20 protein-coding genes and 1 pseudogene are annotated in these 20,504 nt (G+C 64.5%); 10 read left to right on the top strand and 11 right to left on the bottom strand.

Translation table 11 applies throughout. The annotated features are described in order from the left end of the window. The 8 genes from AC1RLU_RS15855 to AC1RLU_RS15890 form a co-directional block, all read right to left on the bottom strand. Positions 1–480, bottom strand: a complete 480-nt coding sequence (locus tag AC1RLU_RS15855) for a DUF4381 domain-containing protein (protein WP_492796645.1) — start codon at positions 478–480, stop codon at positions 1–3. After that, positions 477–1,475: a DUF58 domain-containing protein gene (locus AC1RLU_RS15860; protein ID WP_492796647.1), complete on the bottom strand. Its 999-nt coding sequence runs from the start codon at positions 1,473–1,475 to the stop codon at positions 477–479. The genes AC1RLU_RS15855 and AC1RLU_RS15860 overlap by 4 nt, the downstream gene beginning before the upstream one ends. Positions 1,476–1,484: 9 nt before the next feature. Then, complete coding sequence (locus tag AC1RLU_RS15865; protein WP_492796649.1) at positions 1,485–2,468, bottom strand: AAA family ATPase; 984 nt, start codon at positions 2,466–2,468, stop codon at positions 1,485–1,487. Between the two features lie 103 nt (positions 2,469–2,571). Further along, a complete protein-coding gene (locus AC1RLU_RS15870; protein ID WP_492796650.1) occupies positions 2,572–3,531 on the bottom strand; it encodes a formylglycine-generating enzyme family protein in 960 nt (319 codons plus the stop codon). Positions 3,532–3,571: 40 nt separating this feature from the next. After that, on the bottom strand, positions 3,572–4,576 hold the full coding sequence (locus AC1RLU_RS15875) for an HAD family hydrolase (RefSeq protein WP_492796652.1): 1,005 nt from the start codon (positions 4,574–4,576) through the stop codon (positions 3,572–3,574). A 70-nt stretch (positions 4,577–4,646) separates the two neighbouring features. Continuing rightward, positions 4,647–6,242 (bottom strand): arylsulfatase, encoded by a 1,596-nt coding sequence (locus AC1RLU_RS15880; RefSeq protein WP_492796654.1) that lies wholly within the window; start codon positions 6,240–6,242, stop codon positions 4,647–4,649. A 139-nt stretch (positions 6,243–6,381) separates the two neighbouring features. Next, a complete protein-coding gene (locus tag AC1RLU_RS15885) occupies positions 6,382–7,200 on the bottom strand; it encodes a hypothetical protein (RefSeq protein WP_142111785.1) in 819 nt (272 codons plus the stop codon). A gap of 121 nt (positions 7,201–7,321) precedes the next feature. Further along, positions 7,322–7,567, bottom strand: a complete 246-nt coding sequence (locus AC1RLU_RS15890) for a hypothetical protein (RefSeq protein WP_091860940.1) — start codon at positions 7,565–7,567, stop codon at positions 7,322–7,324. 182 nt (positions 7,568–7,749) lie between these two features. Here AC1RLU_RS15890 and AC1RLU_RS15895 point away from each other — a divergent pair, with 182 nt between their 5' ends. Beyond that, entirely contained in the window at positions 7,750–8,757 is a 1,008-nt protein-coding gene (locus tag AC1RLU_RS15895; RefSeq protein ID WP_091860943.1) for a SphA family protein, read from the top strand. A gap of 177 nt (positions 8,758–8,934) precedes the next feature. Here the strand turns inward: AC1RLU_RS15895 and AC1RLU_RS15900 are convergent, their stop codons facing one another. Both AC1RLU_RS15900 and AC1RLU_RS15905 read right to left on the bottom strand, forming a co-directional pair. Beyond that, positions 8,935–9,516 carry a hypothetical protein gene (locus AC1RLU_RS15900; protein ID WP_492796657.1) on the bottom strand — a complete coding sequence of 194 codons (582 nt, stop codon included), beginning with the start codon at positions 9,514–9,516 and terminating at the stop codon, positions 8,935–8,937. Positions 9,517–10,232: 716 nt separating this feature from the next. Continuing rightward, positions 10,233–10,643, bottom strand: coding sequence for a hypothetical protein (locus AC1RLU_RS15905; RefSeq protein ID WP_492796659.1), 411 nt, complete (start codon positions 10,641–10,643; stop codon positions 10,233–10,235). A gap of 403 nt (positions 10,644–11,046) precedes the next feature. Between AC1RLU_RS15905 and AC1RLU_RS15910 the strand changes: the two genes are divergently transcribed. The 7 genes and pseudogenes from AC1RLU_RS15910 (at position 11,047) to arsH (ending at position 17,219) form a co-directional block, all read left to right on the top strand. Next, the gene (locus AC1RLU_RS15910) at positions 11,047–12,366 is read left to right on the top strand and encodes a porin (RefSeq protein WP_492796661.1); all 1,320 of its coding nucleotides are present in this window, start codon (positions 11,047–11,049) and stop codon (positions 12,364–12,366) included. 319 nt (positions 12,367–12,685) lie between these two features. Then, positions 12,686–13,539: pseudogene (locus AC1RLU_RS15915) on the top strand (sulfite exporter TauE/SafE family protein). Then, positions 13,532–13,867 carry an ArsR/SmtB family transcription factor gene (locus AC1RLU_RS15920; protein ID WP_492796663.1) on the top strand — a complete coding sequence of 112 codons (336 nt, stop codon included), beginning with the start codon at positions 13,532–13,534 and terminating at the stop codon, positions 13,865–13,867. The pseudogene AC1RLU_RS15915 and the gene AC1RLU_RS15920 overlap by 8 nt, the downstream one beginning before the upstream one ends. Positions 13,868–13,878: 11 nt before the next feature. Beyond that, on the top strand, positions 13,879–14,304 hold the full coding sequence (arsC, locus tag AC1RLU_RS15925; RefSeq protein ID WP_492796665.1) for an arsenate reductase (glutaredoxin): 426 nt from the start codon (positions 13,879–13,881) through the stop codon (positions 14,302–14,304). Positions 14,305–14,312: 8 nt separating this feature from the next. After that, positions 14,313–15,356 (top strand): ACR3 family arsenite efflux transporter, encoded by a 1,044-nt coding sequence (gene arsB, locus AC1RLU_RS15930; protein WP_492796667.1) that lies wholly within the window; start codon positions 14,313–14,315, stop codon positions 15,354–15,356. Positions 15,357–15,507: 151 nt separating this feature from the next. Next, entirely contained in the window at positions 15,508–16,527 is a 1,020-nt protein-coding gene (locus tag AC1RLU_RS15935; protein ID WP_492796669.1) for an MFS transporter, read from the top strand. Then, positions 16,524–17,219 carry an arsenical resistance protein ArsH gene (gene arsH / locus AC1RLU_RS15940; RefSeq protein WP_492796671.1) on the top strand — a complete coding sequence of 232 codons (696 nt, stop codon included), beginning with the start codon at positions 16,524–16,526 and terminating at the stop codon, positions 17,217–17,219. The genes AC1RLU_RS15935 and arsH overlap by 4 nt, the downstream gene beginning before the upstream one ends. A gap of 165 nt (positions 17,220–17,384) precedes the next feature. Here the strand turns inward: arsH and AC1RLU_RS15945 are convergent, their stop codons facing one another. Continuing rightward, entirely contained in the window at positions 17,385–18,383 is a 999-nt protein-coding gene (locus AC1RLU_RS15945; protein WP_492796673.1) for a helix-turn-helix transcriptional regulator, read from the bottom strand. A 241-nt stretch (positions 18,384–18,624) separates the two neighbouring features. On the opposite strand from AC1RLU_RS15945, the gene AC1RLU_RS15950 reads away from it, so the two are divergent. Further along, complete coding sequence (locus tag AC1RLU_RS15950) at positions 18,625–19,425, top strand: transporter (protein ID WP_492796956.1); 801 nt, start codon at positions 18,625–18,627, stop codon at positions 19,423–19,425. Positions 19,426–19,722: 297 nt separating this feature from the next. Next, on the top strand, positions 19,723–20,469 hold the full coding sequence (locus AC1RLU_RS15955) for a hypothetical protein (RefSeq protein ID WP_492796674.1): 747 nt from the start codon (positions 19,723–19,725) through the stop codon (positions 20,467–20,469). Positions 20,470–20,504 lie beyond the last annotated feature (35 nt).

The raw sequence follows: 20,504 nt of genomic DNA on the forward strand, positions 1-20,504 counted from the left end.
TCACGCTTCCTTCGCCGCACGCCCGCGCTGACTGCGGAGCCAGTCCTTGGCCTGCGCGACAAGCGCGCTCTCCCCAGGCGCGCGTGCACCGGGAACGAACATGTCCGTCAGGCCCTCACCCAGATCGGCCGTCTGGATGCCGGCCGGGGTGGTCTGCTTGATGAATGTTGCCCAGCCCGGCCCTGTCAGCGACGCCACCTCTTCCCGCCCGTAGGCGACGATCGCCGCGCGCTTCAGGACAGCCGAGACCGCTTCCGCCGTCTCGGCTCCACCTCCGGCCAATGCATCGATCTCGGCTTCAGCGCCTCGGAGATAGGCATCGGCCCGGTAGCGCCGAAGCGCCCGCCACGCCACGACGGCCAGCATTGCCCCAACCGTCACGCCGACGATCCAGACACCGGCTGCGGGAGGCCAGAACGATATCGGCTCCGGCAAGGCCAGGTCGGCCATGTTGGCGAGATCGCCGGGGTCGCTGCTCATGGCGCTCTCCCGCCGAGCCGGCTTAATCTTTGAGCCTGGCGCCGGCCGATCAGCGCGCGCAATTGCGTGGCGACGTCGCGTTCGGTCGAGATCGGCAAGACCGGAATGGCTCGATTGCGCGACAGCGCCGCGAGTCGTGCACGCCATTGAACGCGCTCTTCGCTGAACCGGGTCCGCAGAGTGGCAGATGATGCATCGACCTCGAGCTGCGCGGATCCGGAGCTGAAAATCGCGGGCCCGATATCCGGCAGGTCCTGTTCCAGCGGGTCCTGGATGAAGGCCGCCAGAACGTCGTTATGGGCACCGAGGCGCGTCACCAGGCGTTGGGTCTCGTCATCCTCGCCGGCGGCGTCGGAGATCAGGCAGATCAACCCGTCATGCGCGACGATCCGGGCCGCCGCGGCGAGCGCCTCGTTGAGGCGGCCGGCTCCAGGCCAGGCCGATGAGAGAGGCTTCAGGGCTGCGTTCTGGCGGGCGATCTCCGAGAGGACACGGACCACGCCATGGTCGCGGGCCTGCGGGCTCACGGAGACGACGCCGCCATCGCCGAAGACGACGGCACCGACGCGATCCCCCAGCGAGGTCACGCGCCAGGCCGCGAGCGCCGCGACCTCCGCGGCGGCGACCGACTTCATCATCCGGCGGCTGCCGAAGAACATCGTGCTGCGCTGGTCGACGAGCAGCAGCACTGGTCGGTCGCGCTCCTCCGAATAGACCCGGATATGTGGGCTGCCGAGCCGCGCCGTCGCGAGCCAGTCGATGGTGCGGGTATCGTCACCTTCGAAATAGTGCCGCAATTCCTCGAAATTCAGCCCGCGACCACGCAGGCGCGAGGCATGGCGGCCGGCGAGCAGGCTGTGCACCGGCTGGCGAGGCTGGAAGCTGAAGCCATGGGCGCGGTGCTTGAGGCGCAGCAGTTCGTCGAGGGTGACGAAGGCGCGTGCGGATGCCGCTGGCTTCGTCCCCACTCCTGACCGTTCCCGCATCAGTGCCATGTCCGGCTCCTAGATCGCGACGGCGACTTGCTTCATCACCTCGTCCAGCACCGCATCCGCATTCACGCCGTCGGCACCGGCCTCATAGGCAAGCGAGACGCGATGCCTGAGGCAATCATGCACAACCGACTGGACGTCCTCGGGCGTGACGTAATCGCGTCCCTGCAGCCAGGCATGGGTTCGCGAGCAGCGGTCGAGCGCGAGCGAGCCGCGCGGGCTCGCGCCGACCGCGATCCAGCTTTTGAGATGCTCGCCGAATTCGGCCGGCCGCCGCGTCGCGGCGATGAGCGCGACCATGTAGGTCTCGACGACGTCCTTCGTCGCGACCCGGTCGATTTCCGCCCTGGCCCGCAGAACGGCCTCCTGCGGGATCTTCGCAGGAGCTGGCGCCGGACTGCCGGAGGCGGCCGCGTTCTCGGAGCGGACCAGCCGCATCACCTTCACTTCGTCGGCGTCGGATGGGTAATCGATCCGGATATGCATCAGGAAGCGGTCCATCTGTGCTTCCGGCAGCGGATAGGTGCCTTCCTGCTCGATCGGGTTCTGGGTCGCCAGGACCATGAAGAGCTGCGGCAGGTCGTAGCGCTTGCCGGCGACGGTGACGTGCCGCTCCTCCATCGCCTCGAGCAGGGCCGACTGGACCTTGGGCGGGGCGCGGTTGATCTCGTCGGCGAGGATGAGATTGCCGAAGACGGGGCCCTTGCGGAACTCGAACTGGCCGTCGGGACGCAGGATCTCGCCGCCGGTCACGTCAGAGGGCAGCAGGTCCGGCGTGAACTGGATGCGGCTGAAATCGGATTCGAGATTCTTCGACAGGCTCTTGATCGCCCGGGTCTTGGCGAGGCCGGGCAAGCCCTCCAGCAGGACGTTGCCGTCGGCGAGCAGCGCGATGACGATGCGCTCGACCACCTTTTCCTGGCCGATGATGTCCTGGTTGATCCGGTTCTGGAGTTCCCGGACGGCATCGCGTGCGCTCGGTCCGGCTCCATCCATCGTCCCATTCCCGAAAACGCCGACATCTGCGTCGATCCGGAGATTTGGGCGGCAGGCCCGGCGAAGTCAGCCCTGTTACGGTTACGGTCGCACCGGCAGGTCGTCAGCCGCGCTCGCGCAGCACGCAGCGGAAGCCGACATGGCTGGTCGAGGTGTCGACCGGTTCGGCATGGCGCGCCGCCGGGCGATAGCGCCGGCAATAGCTCGGGGCGCAGAGATGCGAGCCGCCCTTCAGGACCTTGCGGGCAATGCGGATCGCCGGCTGACGCGTATCGTAGCTTTCGGCTTCCGGGCCGCCACGCGGATTCTGCGGCACGCAGCAGGCTTTCGGCGCATCGGCCTGATGGCGCACGGACCAGAAATCGGCGGTCCATTCCCAGACATTGCCGATCATGTCGTGGAGCCCGTAGCCGTTGGGCGGAAAGGCCCGGACCGGCGAGGTGCGCGCCCAGCCGTCCTCCCTGGTATTCTCGTGCGGGAAGCTGCCCTGCCAGGTATTGGCCATGTGACGGCCATCCGGCATGAACTCGTCGCCCCAGGCGAATTCGCTGTCCTCGCGCCCGCCCCAGGCCGCGAATTCCCATTCGGCTTCGGTCGGCAGCGCCTTGCCGGCCCACGCGGCATAGGCTTCGGCATCGCGATAGGCGACGTGGACGACGGGATGATCGTCGAGGCCCTTGATCGAGGAGCCGGCGCCATAGGGCTTGCGCCAGGTCGCACCGAACCTGAACGTCCACCACTGCGCCCAGTCGTGCAGGGCGACCGGATGCCTCGGCGGGTCGAACATCAGCGACCCCGCCCGCAGCATGTGAGGCAGGGCGCCGGGATAATCCCTGGGATCGGGGGCGAGCTCGGCGAAGGTGACATGGCCGGTCGCTTCGACGAAGCTGCGGAACTGGCTGTTGGTCACCGGCGTCGCATCGATCCAGAAGCCGTCGACGTTGGCGCGATGGCTCGGCGCCTCCTCGGCATAGTGCCGGTCGGAGCCCATCCGGAACGTGCCGCCTTGGATGCGGACCATGCCGTCCGTAAGCAAACGCGCCTCTGCGATCGCGGCGTTCATTATGGTTTGCGCTCCCTCGATCGTCCCTATGCTGCCATGGTCACGGCTTGCCGGGGAAGACCGTCTTCCAGTCGGCTTTCATGTCGACGATGGTCCAGCCCTTGGCCCGGCCCTCGTCCAGCGCCTTGTCGAGCTTGCCGATCGGCGAGCCGCGATCATAGGCCCATTCGCGCTCGGCGTCGGTGTGATGGACGATCAGCGCCAATCGGGGGCCGTTGCCTGCGGCGGTATACTGGAGCATCTGCAGGTCGCCGTCGGAATTACCGAAAGCGAGGATCGGGCGGCGGCCGATGAAGCGGTTGATGCCGACCGGCTTGCCCGGACCATCATCGACGAACTCGGCCTTCGCCTGCTTGAACAGCTCCGGCCTGCCGCTGGCATCGAGACGATAGGTGACGACGCCCGATGAGCCCACGACCTGCTCCGGCGGGATGCCATAGGTCTTCTCGGCGAAGACCCGCATGAACTCGACTCCGCCGCCCGAGACGATGAAGGTCTTGAAGCCTTGGCTGCGAAGAAAGCGCAGCAATTCGACTTGCGGCTGGTAGACCATCTCGTCATAGCGCCGCTGCTTCGTCGGATGCCGAGCCGTGTCCAGCCAATTGCCGACGATGTTAGCGAAAGCGTCGGTCGTCATCCCGGTATGGGTCGTCATCATGGCCTGCAGCAGGCCTTTGCCATGGTCGGCGGAAAGTGCCTTGAGGTCACGGGCGAGGACCGAGCGGTAAGGCTCCTTGCCCTTGAGCTCGGGCTTCTCGGCGGCCAGCCGCCTGATTTCGTCGAGCGCGAACTGAAGCTGGAAATAGACCGGCTGCTCGGCCCAGAGCGTGCCGTCATTGTCGAAAGTGGCGATCCGCCTTTCGGGCGGTACGAAGTCCGGGCCGCCCTCCTGCGTGACCTTCCCGACGAAATCGAGAATGGCCTGCTTGGCCTTGCCGTCGTTCCAGGACGGGAGGGGATCGGTCTGGGCGAAGGCCGGCGCGCCCGCCCAGAGCGACAGAAGGACCACTACCCCTCTTGCAAAGTTCCCGATCAAGCGGCGCATGCCTGTCCTCCCGGTCGTCATCTCAAGCGAAACGAGCCGGCCATGAGCCGGCTCGTCGCGTAGCGGATGATTACTTGCTCGCTTTGCTCGCCGCCTGATCGAGGTTCTTCATCAGGGCGTCCACCATCTGGTCGACGCTGAAGCTCGCCGGCCGCTGGCTCGGCGGGTAGTCCTTGAAGGTGCCCAGGAAGGGAGCGACCTTGTAGACGCCGTACTGGATCAGATAGGCGTTCCGGGCGAGCCAGTCGTAATACTGGTCGGAGACGACGTCGGCCCGTTCCATCGGATCCATGCGCAGATTGAAGACCTTCGGGGCGCGCAGGCAGGTGAAGGGATTGGCCCAGACCTCGAAACCGCCGGGCTTGCGCTGTTCGCAGAACACGACCTTCCAGTTGTCGTAACGATAGGCGACGAGATTGCCGTCGTCGTTGAAGTAGAAGAACTCGTTGCGGGCCGATTTCGGCTGCTGACCGGTGAGGTAGGGCAGCTGGTTGTAGCCGTCGAGATGGACCTTGGCCTGCTTGCTGCCGAGGCTCATCCCCTTCTGCAGCTTGTCCTTGATCTCGCCGTCGCCCGCGGCCGCGACCAGGGTCGGGAACCAGTCCAGGCCGGACACCATCTCGTTCGAGATTTCGCCCGCCTTGATCTTGCCGGGCCAGCGGATCAACGCCGGCACACGGAAGGCACCTTCCCAGTTCGTGTCCTTCTCGGAGCGGAACTGCGTCGTCGCGGCATCCGGCCAGGACCACTGGTTAGGGCCGTTATCGGTGGCGTAGACGACGATGGTGTTGTTGGCGATCCCAAGATCGTCGAGCGCCTTCAGCAGCTTGCCGACATCGCGATCGTGTTCGACCATGCCGTCGGCGTAGTCGTTCCCGGGCATGCCGCTGATACCCTTGTTGGCTTCGCGGATATGGGTGAACACATGCATGCGCGTGGTGTTCATCCAGGTGAAGAACGGCTTGTTGGCTTTCACCTGACGCTGCATGAAGTCGATCGCGCCGGCCGTGGTCTCGTCGTCGACCGTTTCCATGCGCTTGCGGGTGAGCGGGCCGGTATCCTCGATCTTGCCGTCGGCGGAGGATTTGAGCACGCCGCGCGGCGAGCCCGACTTGACGAAATTCGTGTCGTTCTTGGGATAGTAGGGGCCTTCCGGCTCCTCTTCGGCATTGAGGTGGTAGAGATTGCCGAAGAACTCGTCGAAGCCATGCCGCGTCGGGAGGTATTCGTCGCGGTCGCCGAGATGGTTCTTGCCGAACTGCCCGGTGGCATAACCGAGCGGCTTCAAGGCCTCCGCGATCGTCACGTCGCGATCCTGCAGGCCGACTGTCGCTCCGGGGATGCCGACCTTGCAGAGACCCGTGCGCAGGCAGACCTGCCCGGTGATGAAGGTCGAGCGCCCGGCCGTGCAGCTGTTCTCCGCATAGTAATCGGTGAACATCATGCCTTCCTTGGCGATGCGGTCGATATTCGGCGTCTTGTAGCCGACCAGGCCGTGCGAATAGGCGCTGATGTTGGATTGGCCGATATCGTCGCCGAAGATGACGAGGATGTTCGGTCTGGCCGAACTTGGCGGGCTCGGAGCGGGTTGCGCTTGCGCGGGCAGCGCCGACAGGCCCAATCCGACCACAAGGCCGACCGCGGCAAGGAATTTATGGCGTCCCATGAAACACTCCCGGTTGCGGATCCGTCGCCGGGGATTGCGTCTCTGCGAGAGCGCAAGCCTGGGTGCGCGACGCCGGAAAGTCGCATGGAGGTATCGCGCGCTTAAGGCCGTAACTGTATCGACAGCGCCCTTCCCGAGCTCAATGGGAGGCGATCACGGCCGAGATGGATTGCGCCGCGGTCTCAGCAAGATCGTCGATCAGCTCGAAGCAGGGCGTCGCCTTCGCGACAAAATCCCGGAAGTCGGAAGCCAGCACCTCGCCGTTGCGCAGATCGCTGAAACGCCAGGAATAGCGGCGCCGCTCGGCCAGCGGACGCACGGCGATGTCGAGGGAATAGGTCTCGCCGGGATGAGCGAAAAGTGCGTTGATCGAGCCGGTCGCCGCGCTGCGCTCTACCGATGGAACGACGAGCGTCTTGAAGCGGGCCTTTCGCAACAGGGGAAGCAGGGCATCGGTGAAAAGCTCACCACGCAAAGCAACTTCGGGGTCCGCCTGATCCGAGTGATCATGGATCACCACTGCCGCTAGCGACCCGTCCGCAATCTCGGCGACCATGCCTTCAAGGAGGCAATCGCGCCCCTCCCGTCCGGCCAATCCGGCTGCCCAGCCGAATGTCGGCACATAACTGCCGCGCGGTATCGTGATCCTGATGCGATCGCCGCTTCCCGCACCATCATAATAGGCGTTCAGCGCCGAACGCAGGCGCGTCGCCTCGATGCGAACGATGGGATCGACGGTCGGGTCGAAGCTGTCATCCCGACCGAAGACGTCGACGCCGATCGAGTAGGCTTTGATCCGGTCGGAACGCCCACCGATCGTCTGATTCACGACGAAGCTCAGGAAGCGCCTATTTCTTTCCGAGATTCTGAACGAACCGCTGGCTACCAATGCTTCGAGAGCCGAAAGTACTTCTCCAGGCGAGGGCTCCTCACCCTCGGTCAACACCTTTCCGTCCATTGCTCCGCCTCCAAAGCCTGGATCGAAAAACTATCTCTCAACAATCGTTGTAACAGTGACGCAACTATAGCGAGCTTGGCAAGCACAGACCCTCGCCACGGCATGGCCAAGAGCGACACCGTTAGGAAATCCTCTCCAGAATATCTTGTTCTGTCGCGGAAGCGAGCGCGTTGTATTCCTCCGCGCGTTCCCGGCCAACCACCGAAGGTGATTTTGCCCAATAGGCCGCGGCCTCCCAGGCGGCCTCGTAGGCTTCGCACAGTTCCGCCAGGCGGATGTCTTGGCCGTATTTCTCACGCAGCGCGGCGCGCCGATCCGGCCAGCGGAGCATCAGGCGGGCAAGCCCGCGTTTTTGCGCCTGTTCCATATGAGACATCCGTCGAAGCGCTGAACGCATCCAGAGCCTATACGCCCGTAATCCTGCCCCGGATGCAGTCGATACAGTTGCAATGCCGGCTGTTACGCCCAGTCCGATTATTTACCTCCTCAACTTGACGCTACGCGCTGAATCATCGGACCGTCCGTTCTCGTGACGGGAGGGCGCAGATCATGAAGCGATTCAGGACCGCGCTTCTTGGGGCCACGGTCGCCCTGTGTGGCAGCCTGACCCATAGCCAACTTGCAGCGACGGAAGGCGGCGCAAGCCTGTTTCTCCCGGGATTGCACGGCCCCGGAGCCGGCATGCTGCCGCCACCCGGCTTCTATTTCGAGAATGACTTCTATTCTTATTCTGGACGGCTTTCGGCAGGAACCCAGACGCAGTTCGGCGGCGCCGTACTAGCCAATGTTAAAGTCGAGGCGCGGGCCAATTTCATGACCCCGACCTGGGTCACTCCTTTCCAGATATTCGGCGGCAATCTCGCTTTTGCCGTCTCCATTCCATTCGGCACGCCGCGGATCAGCGCTGGTGCCGTGATTGCGGCGCCCCGTCTTGGCCGCTCCTTCGGGCTCAGCAGCCGCGATGCCACCTTCAATCTCGGCGATCCCATCGTCTCCAGCTTTATCGGCTGGCATGCCGGCAATTTCCACTGGCAGGTCGGCGGCTCGCTGAGCATTCCGGCCGGCGCCTACCAGGAGGGCGAGCTCTCCAATCTGGCGTTCAATCGCTGGATCGGCGACGTTTTCGCGGCAGGGACCTGGCTCGACCCCAAAATCGGCCTCGACATCTCCGCTGCCGTGGGTTTCGAGATCAACGGCAAGAATAAAGACACCGACTACCGCAGCGGCAATGCCGTGCATGCCGACCTCGCGATCACGCAGTATCTCAGCAAGGAATTCTCGATCGGCGTAATCGCCTCGCATTACCAGCAGGTCAGCGGCGATGGCGGCGGCGGGGCCTCGCTCGGCTCCTACAAGGGCCGTGTCACCGCAGTCGGCGGCTCGATCGGCTATAATTTCAGCGTCGCGGGCACTCCGGTCGCCGCACATCTCAAGGTGCTACGCGAGGTCAGCGTTGAGAATCGGCCCCAGGGAACGATCGCCCTGATCAGTCTCGCCTTCCCATTGGGACATGTTCCAGCCCCCGCTGCTCCGTCTCCGACGGTCGTCAAGCGCTGATAGATCAGTACACACGTCCGCAATAGCGTTCCGGCTGAAAACGTCCCGGGCAACGCAGGCTGCGGCCTCACCCCGCCGGCATCGTCAGCCTCGCCCAGCGTGGTAATCCACGGCGCCGGCTTCCCCCTCGAACCAAGACGAGAGGAAAGCCACCGTCGAGGCGCTGGGGACGAACGTCTAGTTCAGGATGATGTAGAATGCCTCGGCGAGGGTCAGATCGACCATGTCTCCCCTCCGCAGACGCAGCAGATCGGCCTTGAGCGCGGGATCGGCGACCTTGAGCGAACGCGCGCCGAACGGGCCGACATAGCTCACGACGCTCGTGGCCGCGTCGAACCTTTCGAACCGCGCGGTCAGCGTGATCGTCCGCACGACGAACCTGTCCGGCAGGTTCTGGAATTGCGGTTCGCCGGCCGCTTCCGTGTAGACGATCCCCGGCCTGGCCCCGCGCCTGCTGCGTCCGATATCCAAGAGCGCGCCCTCGATCCGTCGGATCTCGACCCTGTCGCCCTCGCGAAGCCGTTCGAGATTGCCGAACGCCGGCGGGACGTCGACGCGCCAGGTGTTGCCCTGCTGCTCGACGACGACCGAGCGATCGGTCCGGTCGATCGACACCACCCGGACATTCAGGCGTTCGATCTCGACCGGGCCGACCCCGGCGACGATGACGGTTTCGCTGGCGATCTCGGGATACGGGGCGCAAGCCGCCACGCCCGCAGCGATCGAAAGCGCGACGATCAGGCTGATATGCCTCGGCATGAATACCTCCGTCTTGAATCGGCCTATTGCAGGCCGGCCTGGTTTCTCTCGCAATGGCCAGTCTTCTCAGGGTGGACAGACGTCCCAGAAGCCCTGCGTTCGCTGCGGATTTGTGTAGAACCAGCAATAGCCGGGTGCCGGCGGTTGCGAACTGACATAGGCTCGGGCTGCCGCGGCCGTTGCGAAGCCGATTGCCGCCCCCGACACGACCGCCAGGCCCGGATGCCACCAATAGCCGGCTGGGCGAACCCAGGGACGAACCGGAGCGGGCACAGGCCGATAGCCGGGGCGGACAACGGCCCTACGACCCGCAACGACATTCCCTCGTGGCCCGCGCGCGACATAACCCCTGCCGGCCACAGCACCGCGCGGCCCGCGAGCGACATAGCCGCGCCGGGCGACTACGCCGCCTCTCGGCCCGACGGCCACGCCCCGTTCAGCAAAACCCCGGCGGTATTGGGTCGGCGCGACGAACTCGGGCGCGACATTCCCCAGTCTCGATCCGATCGGCGTGAATGCCTGTGCGTCAAACGAAACGAGCGAGATCGGCAACAGCGTCACGGCCATGGCCTTCGATACAAGGCCGACGATCGACGCTGCCCGAAGGGAATAGGCCGCGTTCGCACTCAAGAACGACATCATCCATCTCCTTCTGTCCTGATCCATCTCATCAACGAGGAAAAAGCAGAGCCAGGTTCTGTGCTGGCGGGTGGCTGTTATTTGTCGCACCGGTGATAGCTGGTCTCGACCTCCGGAAACTCCGGGTCGAAGCGCAAGACATCGCCGTCGGGCTTGAAGCGGACGGACACGCTCGACGTCTCGAAGATAACTGCAGTCTTGCAGCCGAGCAGAACGGTCAACACGTCGCCCTTCTGCTTCGAGGAGATCACATCGCAGGTGGCGTGCGCACCGCGGATATGCTTGCCGGTCGCAATAAATCCCGACCAACCTTCGGCTGAGTGCTTGAAGACGAGTTGCCCGTTGCGTTTGGCGAAGACCTGGTCGCAGCTCGCCGCACTCGTTGCCCACGCGCCTTGCAGGCGCTCGACCGCCAGGCCCGGCTGCCCGGTGGCCGTGGCAGCGACCGCGAGAAGCGCCAAGGCGACAGGTTTCGTACCTCGTTTCATGCTTTCATCCACTGAAGTGTCGGCCCGATCGACCTTGCCCGCATGTCGCGGCAGGCAATATCTTCGAACGAACTCCGCAGAGTCGGAAGCAGTTTGGCGGCCGTAACTGTTACACTCCAGAATGCGGATGCTCGACAGCTACCGGACGAAGACGCTCGAATTTGCAGACCCAGCCAGAAATTTCGCGGGGCCGCCGGAAACATGCGCGCTCCACCAAGCCGCTAACGCGCCGCGTAAGCGCCGACTTGCAAAGCCGGAGCGTTGGTACGCCTGATGGCGGAACCGTCAGCATTACAGCTCCCTTGCTCACAAGAAGCGAGATCATTGGATGAGGGGTCTCGAAGCAGGTTGGGGATTTCGCGGCATTCGTGGCGCTCGAACGCGACGATCAAACGAGGAGTCGATGCTCGTTCCTAAACGCATGCTGCCTGACGAGAAGCGCGTTCCGCCAGTTCGGCGCGGCGCTCTGTCGATCGCGACCAGAATGCATGCGGCAACGGCGCTTGCCGCTATCTGTATTCCCGTATTCGCAAGCCCCCATGCGCTCGCGGCCAGCAAGCCTCCCCTGTTCCTGCGCAGCTGCACGATCACCCCTCCTGAACCGAGTCCGGTTTTTTCATTTCCTGCCGCCTCCAAGCCTGCTGCGGCAAGCGATGACGAAGACGATGATGAGGATGACGAAAGCCCCCGCGGCTTCGTATCGCCGGGGTTAGGCGCCTGCGTAGCCGTCTCCGGCACGGTGAATGCGGGGCTCCAGCGCGACAGCTACAAGGCGAACGCGCTGGCCCGGGCGACCGGTCTGGTACCGCAGGGGGCCATCAGTTTCCCGCTGAGCGCCTCCTTCCGCATCGAAACCGGGCAAACGCTTTCCGATGGACACTATCTGGCGAGCGCCTTCGAGTTCTCGATCGACACGTCCAGCGACGGTGGCAGCGAGCTCACGATGAGCGAGGCCAGCGTTACTTTCGGCGCGTTCGCCTTCGGGTTGGCGGGCTCGCGCTTTGATTTCTGGACCGGCGACGACTTCGCCTTCATCGGCCGGATTCCGAGCCGCACCGTTGCGCTGATCGGCTACGAGCGACAGCTGACCGAACAGCTTAGCCTGTCGCTGTCGGTCGAAGACACCTCCGCCGACCGGCGCACGGTGCTGCCAAACCGGGGCAATCGCGTGCCCGACGGTGTCGCGCGTTTGCTCTACGAGCAGGGCGGTTTGACGTTGCACGGAGCCATCGCGGCGCGTGACGTGCCGGGCGGCGGTTCCGGCCGCGTCGGCCGGGCTGCGATCCTCGGCGCGACCTGGGAGAAGACGCTGCTGGAACGGCCGTTGACGCTGACCGCCCAGATCGCCGGGGCCGTGGACGCGGCCCCCTATATCGGTTCCAGGCTTGACCAGCGCACGGCCTTTTCGGCCCTGACCGGAGGCCTGACAACGCGCGGCTGGTCCGGCGTAGTCGCTATCGGGCGTGAATGGACGGATGAATGGTCGACCAACACCTATGTCAGCCGGTATCGGCTTTCGATTCCGACCCCTTCCGGGTTGGCCGGCCTGATTCAGATCGACCGGGTCGCGGCGAATCTGGTCTGGGCGCCGGTCGACGGACTGCGCATCGGCCTCGAAGGTTCCATCGCTTGGCAGAAGCTCGACATCGCCGGCAATGCACGCGCGGCGAGCCTCTCGGGCCGGCAAAGTTCGGCGCAGCTTTTCTTCGAACGAACCTTCTGAGGACCATCCTCGATTACGCATGCGCGATTATGATCTGCAGTGTGGAAGTAATGTGTCGAGCTGAACCGCGCCAGCGTCGCCCTTCGAAATAAGACAAACGTTTTACTCGGCCTTCCGCTTTGTTATCGGCCCGCCGACAAAGGCAGCAAGGGCTCGTCGCACGCACACTAGCTTCGCTAATGAGACAGCCCGAAAGCAGACACCCTCAGAGTCCGCTTCGGGCCACTTCCTGACATTAGCGGGATGCCGATAAGCAGACATTGTCGACCGTCGGAAATGTGCCTGCCGTGATGCGTTAGCTACCGCTATGCATAACGCCATGACGCCCCAGCCAGCCTCGCCTTCATCAGAACGCAACATACCGGCCGCCTTCGGTGGGGGCGCCATCATCGGTGCCCTTGGCGGCCTGATTGGTCTTGGCGGTGCAGAGTTCAGGCTGCCGTTGCTGATCGGCATGTTCCGGTTTGCCGCGCTGGAGGCGGTGATCCTGAACAAGGCGATGAGCCTGGTCGTCGTCGCGACGGCGCTGCCATCCAGGGCCGCTACCGTTCCCTTCGGGACGATCGCAGCGAACTGGCCGATCGTGGTGAACCTGCTCGCCGGCAGCTTGCTCGGCGCATGGTTCGGAGCCGGCTGGGCCACGCACCTCAGGTCGGAGACGCTCTACAAGGTGATCGCTGCGCGGCTGGTCGCCATCGCGATCGTGCTGGTTTCGGGCACGAAGCCACGGCTAGCCAACCTCTGCTGACCGGGACGGCGCAACTGATCGCCGGCATCGTCATCGGCTTCGGAATCGGCGTGGTGGCCTCGCTGCTAGGCGTCGCCGGCGGGGAGCTTCTTATCCCGACGCTGGTCCTGCTGTTCGGGGCCGACATCAAGCTCGCCGGTAGCCTATCACTTGCCGTGTCCCAGCCGACCATGATCGTGGGGTTTACGCGCTACAGCCGCGACCAGAGCTTCTCGGTGATCGGCCGCAACCGCAAGTTCCTGCTAGTCATGGCGGCGGGATCGATCGTCGGAACCTTCATCGGCGGCCAACTGCTGGGCATCGTACCGAACGGCGTGCTGCTGCCGGCCCTCGCGGCAATCCTGCTGATCTCGTCAGTGAAGGTCTGGGCGCGCCTAACCGCTTGCCAATTATCCATATATCCGATAACTCGGATATATGGATAATTCACAAGCCATCGCCGCTATGGCCGCGCTCGCGCAGCCGACGCGTCTCGACACCTTTAGGCTCCTGGTCAACCGGGAGCCGGACGGCGTTCCCGTCGGCGAGCTCGCCCGCCTGATCGATGTGCCTCAGAACACGATGTCGGGACATCTGGCGATTCTAACGCGGGCTGGCCTGATTGTGAGTGAGCGGCAAAGTCGGTCGATCATCTACCGCGCGAACCTGGAAGGTTTCCGGTCCGTGATCACCTTCCTGCTCAAGGATTGCTGCGGCGGCCGCGCCGATCTCTGCCAGCCGATTATCGACGAACTCGTACCCTGCTGCCCGTGAAGGCTCGTCCCATGGATGTCGTGATCTATCACAACCCCGCCTGCGGCACCTCGCGCAACGCGCTCGCACTGATCCGCAACGCCGGCGTCGAGCCGCATGTGATCGAGTACCTCAAGACACCGCCCTCCCGGGCAATGGTCCTCGACCTCGCCAAGCGCATGGGCGCCCCGCTACGCGACGTCCTCCGTGAGAAGGGCACGCCGTTTTCGGAACTCGGGTTGAGCGATGCTTCGCTCTCGGACGCTGCTCTGCTCGACGCGATCGAGGCGCACCCGATCCTATTGAACCGCCCGATCATCGTGACCCCGAAGGGCGTCAGGCTCTGCCGTCCCTCCGAGGAGGTCATCGACCTGCTGCCGCCGCAACGAGGCGCCTTCGTCAAGGAGGACGGCGAGCGCGTCGTCGACGAATCCGGCCGCCGCGTCGCGAGCGCCTAAGGAACATCATGTCCACCTTCGAACGCTACCTCACGCTGTGGGTGGCGCTGTGCATCGTGGCCGGCGTCGCCCTCGGGCACCTGTTCCCGACCGCTTTCCAGTTCGTCGGCGGCATCGAGATCGCCAAGGTCAACCTGCCGATGGCGGTACTGATCTGGCTGATGATCATCCCGATGCTGCTCAAGATCGACTTCGCCGCGCTGCGCCATGTCGGCCAGCACTGGCGGGGCATCGGCGTGACGCTGGTCGTCAACTGGGCGATCAAGCCGTTCTCGATGGCGTTGCTGGGCTGGCTCTTCATCGGCTGGCTGTTCCGACCGAACCTCCCGGTTGACCAGATCGAATCCTACATCGCCGGTCTCATCATCCTTGCCGCGGCGCCCTGCACGGCCATGGTGTTCGTCTGGTCCAACCTGATCCGCGGCGAGCCGCACTTCACCCTGAGCCAAGTCGCATTGAACGATGCAATCATGGTTGTCGCCTTCGCCCCGATCGTTGGCCTGCTCCTGGGCCTCTCGGCGATCACGGTGCCCTGGGGGACGCTGACGCTCTCGGTTGCCCTCTACATCGTCGTACCGGTGATCGCGTCGCAGCTGATGCGCAGGTCGGTGCTGGCGTCAGGGGGGCAAGCCGCCCTCCGGCGGTTGCTCGGCACCTTGTCCCCAGTCTCGCTGGTCGCCCTGCTCGCGACGCTGATCATGTTGTTCGGCTTTCAGGGCGAGCAAATCATCGCTCAGCCCTCCATCATCGCGATCCTGGCCGTCCCGATCCTGATCCAGGTCTACCTCAACGCGGGGCTCGCCTATCTGATGAATCGGGCGGCCGGCGAGCGTCACTGCGTCGCCGGTCCCTCGGCGCTGATCGGGGCCTCGAACTTCTTCGAACTCGCCGTCGCCGCCGCGATCAGCCTGTTTGGCTTCAACTCAGGGGCGGCGCTGGCCACGGTCGTCGGCGTCCTGATCGAGGTGCCTGTCATGCTGTCGGTCGTCTGGATCGTGAACCGGTCCAAGGGCTGGTACGAACGCGGGGCACGGGTGCCTGCGGATGTCTGACCGGAGACTGGTCGTTGGCGCGCTTGGGGTCACACAGATTCTGGCATGGGGATCGTCGACCTATCTGCCTGCCGTTCTCAACGCGCCGGTCGTGGCCGATAGCGGGTGGCCGCTGGCATGGGTCGCCGGTGGCCTATCCGCTGGCCAACTCATGGCGGCCGCGGTCTCGCCCACGGTTGGGAGGGCGATCGGCGATCTCGGTGGCCGCACCGTGCTGGCGATATCCGCGTTCTTGCTCGCCATCGGGTTGACGACCATCGGGGCCGCCCCTAGTCTGGTGGTCTACGTCGTCGGTTGGACCATCATTGGCGCGGGCATGGGCGCCGGTCTCTATGACGCCGCCTTCGCCACGCTCGGAACGATCTACGGCCAATCCGCGCGCAGCGCGATCACCACGCTGACCCTCTATGGCGGCTTCGCGAGCACGGTCTGCTGGCCGCTGTCGGCCTTCCTCGTTGAGAGATACGGCTGGCGCTCGACCTGTTTCGTCTACGCCGGAATCCAGCTGTTCGTGTCGCTGCCGCTCCTGCTGGCGACCTTGTCGCGCCGGCAGGTGGCCGACGTTACCACGTCCCGGTCCGGTATCGCCCCCGCCTCGGTCGACGGGCGCCGTCGTCTCCAGCTGGTCCTGCTGACCATCGCTTTACCCTTGAGCGCCTTCGTCTCGTCGGTCGTGGCCGTTCAACTGCTCACCTTGCTCCAGGCCGCGGGCGCGACGCTGGCCGTAGCGGTCGGCTACGGCATGCTGATTGGCCCGGCCCAAGTCGGCGGCCGCATCGTCGAGATGACATTCGGCAAGCGGTTCGACGCACTGTGGACCCTGCTGTCCGGGGCCGTCCTCATCGCGTTCGGGTTGATCCTGATCTGGACCGGCCTGCCGATCCTCGCGCTCGCTATTGTCGTCTACGGTGCCGGCAACGGCGTCTGGTCCATCGCCCGCGGTGCCGTTCCGCTCGCGCTGTTCGGTTGCGACGACTACGCCGCCGTCATGGGGCGGCTCGCGCGCCCGGCTCCGCTGGCCTCCGCAGCGGCCCCCTTCGCCGCCGGCGTTATGTTCGAACGCGGTGGTGTGAACTTCAGCCAATGCATCCTTGCGATCCTCGCCACGCTCGACGTCGTCGTCGCGGCCTTGGTCGCCGTAACCATTCGCAGGAAGCCCGATCTCGCATGACTGACCTCCCCAATGTCGACCTCAATCGCCTCGTTGCGCCGGACCTGGGCCGGCTGGAGCCTACGGAGCGCGCCTCGCACCCGCCGCGCATACTCCTGCTCTACGGATCGCTCCGGCCCCGCTCATACAGTCGCTTGCTGACGCTGGAGGCCGAACGCATCCTCCAGCACCTCGGCGCGGAGACGCGGGTGTTCGATCCCGCGGGTCTGCCGATGCCGGACAGCGTGCCGGTGGATCATCCAAAGGTGAGGGAGCTTCGGGAACTGGCGCTCTGGTCGGAAGGCCAGGTCTGGTGCAGCCCCGAGCGTCACGGCACGATTACCGGCGTCTTCAAGAGCCAGATTGACTGGATACCGCTGGAGCTCGGCTCCCTCCGGCCGACGCAGGGGCGCACGCTGGCCGTCATGCAGGTCTCGGGTGGGTCGCAGTCCTTCAACGCCGTGAACGCGCTTCGCGTGCTGGGGCGTTGGATGCGGATGCTGACGATCCCGAACCAGTCCTCGGTCGCCAAGGCCTATCAGGAGTTCGACGAGGCTGGTCGTATGAAGCCGTCGGCCTATTACGACCGCGTCGTCGACGTGATGGAGGAACTCGTCCGCTTCACGCTGCTGACCAGGGATCGGTCGGATTACCTAACGATGCGGTATAGCGAGCGGAAGACGACAGCCGAGGTCCCCGTGACGTCGCTGTAGCCCGAACAGATGCCGCGTCGGACAACACGACAGCTGCGCCAATTGCCGACGTTGGCGCATAGCTCCGGAGCGGGCGTTCGCATAGTTTGGAACGGTGCTTGAAGACGCCCTTTTGAACGGGGTATTTCTTGACTTGGTCGGTTGGTGGCGTGAGACGAAACGCCTTCAGCCGAGCCGTGACTGCTCGCGAAACTGACGCGGCGTGACGCCCGTCATCCGGCGGAAGGCGCGGCTGAAATGCGCTGGATCGGTGTAGCCGGAGGAAAAGGCGACATCGATGATCCGGCATTCGGCGTCACGCAGCAGCCGGCTCGCATGCTCATACCGAACCGTGTCGAGGATGTCCGAATAGGACAGGCCGACTTGGGCGAGCTTGCGCTGCAGCGTCCGCGTGCTGATACCCGCAATCTCGGCGACATCGGCGAGCGCGGTCGTTCCCTCGTCGAGATAGGCCGGCAGCATCAGCTTGAGCAGTTCGACGATGTCATAGGCGGAAGGGCCGTCCTCATTCTCGCGCGGCGGCGCGAACGCGGCCGGCATGCGGTTGGGAAGGCCGAGCAAGGTGAGCGGCAGGCTGATCCAGGCGGCGTTCTGGTTCGACAGGAACTGCACATTCGGCCAGCAGGATCGCGTCTCAGGGCTCGGCGCATAGGATGACTCGAAGCCGATCGCCGTCGGCATCCAGTCGGACCTGGCGAATTGCCTGATGATGTGGATCGGGAAGATGTTCTGGATCCACTGAGCGTATTTCAGGTGCAGGTGGCCGGGCCCGGCGAGCCTGCTGCAGACCCGAGCATGATCGGGATGATGTTCGATCCACATGCTCAGGATGGTGTCCTCCCGCGACGCCTCACGGCAGGCGTGCCGGAGCGCGACGAGCAGCGTCGGGGAGTGCGCGATCAGGGCCCGCGTCTTTTCCCGCATATGGGAGAAATGCAGGCGTTGTGCTGCGAGAAAACCGTAATCGGCGATGCCCTGGGTTCTCTGGGCGGCCTCGACGAAGCGCAGCGCCGGTAGCAGCGGGAGGTAGAGCTCGCTCTTTTCAACCAGTGACGATGGCAGACGGGACCGCTCAAGCAGCGTCTCCGTCGGCGCGCCGATATCGTCGAGGATGCTGACGAAGGGCAGCAGGAATTGACCGCGCGTCAGAGGGATATCAGCCATCGGATCGCACCGTTCTCACCGGGTCAGCATGTCCTCAGGCCGGGCCTCCGAGTGAATCGCACCCGCAGAATACAGCATAGCCGTTTGCTGATGGCGCGGAATGGCAAGACTGACAACCTGCCATGCACCAAATGCTCCAAACAAAGCGTGTCGGCTGATCCGAAAGAAACCGCCGCGTGGAGCCTCTACGACCGGGGGATTGAGGAGTTCTTGAATGCTGTCGAGAATCGACCAGCTGGCTATGCTCTCGGCCTTTGCACTCGTCGGCCAAGGCATTGGCTTGATCGGTACCGGCGCCGCACTGGCGCAGGACGCGACCGCTGATCTGGCGAAAAAGCTCAGCAATCCAGTGTCATCGTTGATCAGCGTGCCCTTCCAGTTCAACTACGACCGAGGCTTCGGACCGAACCGTGGCGACCGGAAAACGCTCGATATCCAACCCGTCATCCCGTTCTCGTTGAACCAGGACTGGAACATTATTTCCCGGACCGTCGTCCCCGTCATCTGGCAGCACGACATCGCAGGCCCCTCCGGCAGCCAGTCCGGCCTGGGAGACGTCACCCAAAGCTTTTTCGTTTCCCCGACGCAGCCGACCGCCGGCGGAATCATCTGGGGCGCGGGCCCTGTCTTCCTCCTTCCGACCGCAACCAATGATCTGCTCGGAGGCGGCAAGTTCGGGATGGGTCTGACCGCCGTCATTTTGAAGCAGGAAGGGCCATGGACGATCGGCGCGCTTGCAAACCACATCTGGTCCGTTGCGGGGAACGGGGACAGGTCCGACATCAGCGCGACCTACTTGCAGCCCTTCATCTCCTACAGGACGTCGGACGCCTGGACGTTCACGCTCAATACCGAGAGCACCTACGACTGGAAGGCCGAACAATGGTCGGTGCCCATCAACGTCCAGGTCTCGAAGCTTGTGAAATTTGGCGAGCAGCCGGTGAGCCTCTCCGCAGGCATGCGCTATTGGGCGGCCGCGCCAAAGAACGGACCGCGCGGCTGGGGCCCCCGCGTGGGGCTGACATTCCTGTTTCCGACATAGGTGAAGTCGGCGATGCGCGCTGGCTCAGCCGCGTCGCGATGAACTGACGATCCGGCGATTTGGTGCGCCGCGCCGTGGACATGGAGCATAGCCGGTCGCGTTTGGCGCGAAATGGCAAGACGGGCGGGCTGTCCATGCACGAAATACGCGCAACGGCATTCGCCGGCCGATCGGGCCGCGATCGCGTGCTGCAGCGAGCCGGAACGCTCGCGCAGGCACGGCTGGCAGGGCGGGAGACGGGCAATAATGTCAGGCGCAACGGCGCGCGGTTTCGCCATCGGCTTGATGTCGGCTTGCTTGTCCGGTCTGGCCTGGGCCTCCGATCTTCGGGAACCCGCCACGCAGCCGGTCGCTGTCCCTTCGTCGACGCCGCGCTTCTCCGTCACCAGCTATATGTGGGCGACGGCGATCGACGGCCGGAGCGCGACGCTGCCGCCGTTGCCGGCCGCGGATATCAGCCTGCGCTTCCGCGACGTGCTCAAGGAGTTGAACGGCGCTCTGATGGCGTCTGCCGAAATGCGCATCGAGCGCTGGAGCGTCGTGGTCGACGGGCAGTTTTCGCAGGTGACGACCGGCGGTACTCTGCCCGGCCCCTTCTTCTCCGCACTGAAGCTGCGCTCGCAGACCACAACCCTGCAGGGCTCCGCCCTTTACCGCATCCACGAGGACCCCGTCTTTGCGCTGGACGTGGGCGGCGGCGTCCGGTTCTGGAATCTCGACACCAAGCTCGAAATCCTGCCCGGACTCGCCAATCTTCGTATCGATCACCGTCAATCGCAGATGTGGGCCGACCCGATCATCGGCGCCCGCATCGGGATAAAGCTCGATGGACCGTGGAGTTTGACGGTGGCGGGCGACATCGGCGGCTTCGGCGTTGGCTCGCGCCTGACCTGGCAGGGCCTGGGCAGCGTCGACTACGCCTGGAACGAGAACCTGACGCTGAAAGCCGGCTACCGGGCGCTCAATGTCGATTATCGCAATGGTGGTTTTTCGTACGACGTCACCCAGCATGGGCCGGCCGTCGCCGCAACATACCGGTTCTGACCGGGGTTTATGATTTCGGCCATGTCGAGAGGAAT

The organism is Allobosea sp. GW822-FHT05A11 (genome assembly GCF_058800455.1).

Coding starts and splice junctions, on each gene's coding strand:
- arsC (WP_492796665.1), top strand. CDS start 13,879: ATGGATGTCGTGATCTATCACAACCCCGCCTGCGGCACCTCGCGCAAC.
- AC1RLU_RS15890 (WP_091860940.1), bottom strand. CDS start 7,567: ATGGAACAGGCGCAAAAACGCGGGCTTGCCCGCCTGATGCTCCGCTGG.
- AC1RLU_RS15855 (WP_492796645.1), bottom strand. CDS start 480: ATGAGCAGCGACCCCGGCGATCTCGCCAACATGGCCGACCTGGCCTTG.
- AC1RLU_RS15905 (WP_492796659.1), bottom strand. CDS start 10,643: ATGAAACGAGGTACGAAACCTGTCGCCTTGGCGCTTCTCGCGGTCGCT.
- arsH (WP_492796671.1), top strand. CDS start 16,524: ATGACTGACCTCCCCAATGTCGACCTCAATCGCCTCGTTGCGCCGGAC.
- AC1RLU_RS15920 (WP_492796663.1), top strand. CDS start 13,532: ATGGATAATTCACAAGCCATCGCCGCTATGGCCGCGCTCGCGCAGCCG.
- AC1RLU_RS15900 (WP_492796657.1), bottom strand. CDS start 9,516: ATGCCGAGGCATATCAGCCTGATCGTCGCGCTTTCGATCGCTGCGGGC.
- AC1RLU_RS15875 (WP_492796652.1), bottom strand. CDS start 4,576: ATGCGCCGCTTGATCGGGAACTTTGCAAGAGGGGTAGTGGTCCTTCTG.
- AC1RLU_RS15910 (WP_492796661.1), top strand. CDS start 11,047: ATGCTCGTTCCTAAACGCATGCTGCCTGACGAGAAGCGCGTTCCGCCA.
- AC1RLU_RS15950 (WP_492796956.1), top strand. CDS start 18,625: ATGCTCTCGGCCTTTGCACTCGTCGGCCAAGGCATTGGCTTGATCGGT.
- AC1RLU_RS15895 (WP_091860943.1), top strand. CDS start 7,750: ATGAAGCGATTCAGGACCGCGCTTCTTGGGGCCACGGTCGCCCTGTGT.
- AC1RLU_RS15870 (WP_492796650.1), bottom strand. CDS start 3,531: ATGAACGCCGCGATCGCAGAGGCGCGTTTGCTTACGGACGGCATGGTC.
- AC1RLU_RS15860 (WP_492796647.1), bottom strand. CDS start 1,475: ATGGCACTGATGCGGGAACGGTCAGGAGTGGGGACGAAGCCAGCGGCA.
- arsB (WP_492796667.1), top strand. CDS start 14,313: ATGTCCACCTTCGAACGCTACCTCACGCTGTGGGTGGCGCTGTGCATC.
- AC1RLU_RS15885 (WP_142111785.1), bottom strand. CDS start 7,200: ATGGACGGAAAGGTGTTGACCGAGGGTGAGGAGCCCTCGCCTGGAGAA.
- AC1RLU_RS15880 (WP_492796654.1), bottom strand. CDS start 6,242: ATGGGACGCCATAAATTCCTTGCCGCGGTCGGCCTTGTGGTCGGATTG.
- AC1RLU_RS15935 (WP_492796669.1), top strand. CDS start 15,508: ATGGCGGCCGCGGTCTCGCCCACGGTTGGGAGGGCGATCGGCGATCTC.
- AC1RLU_RS15865 (WP_492796649.1), bottom strand. CDS start 2,468: ATGGATGGAGCCGGACCGAGCGCACGCGATGCCGTCCGGGAACTCCAG.
- AC1RLU_RS15945 (WP_492796673.1), bottom strand. CDS start 18,383: ATGGCTGATATCCCTCTGACGCGCGGTCAATTCCTGCTGCCCTTCGTC.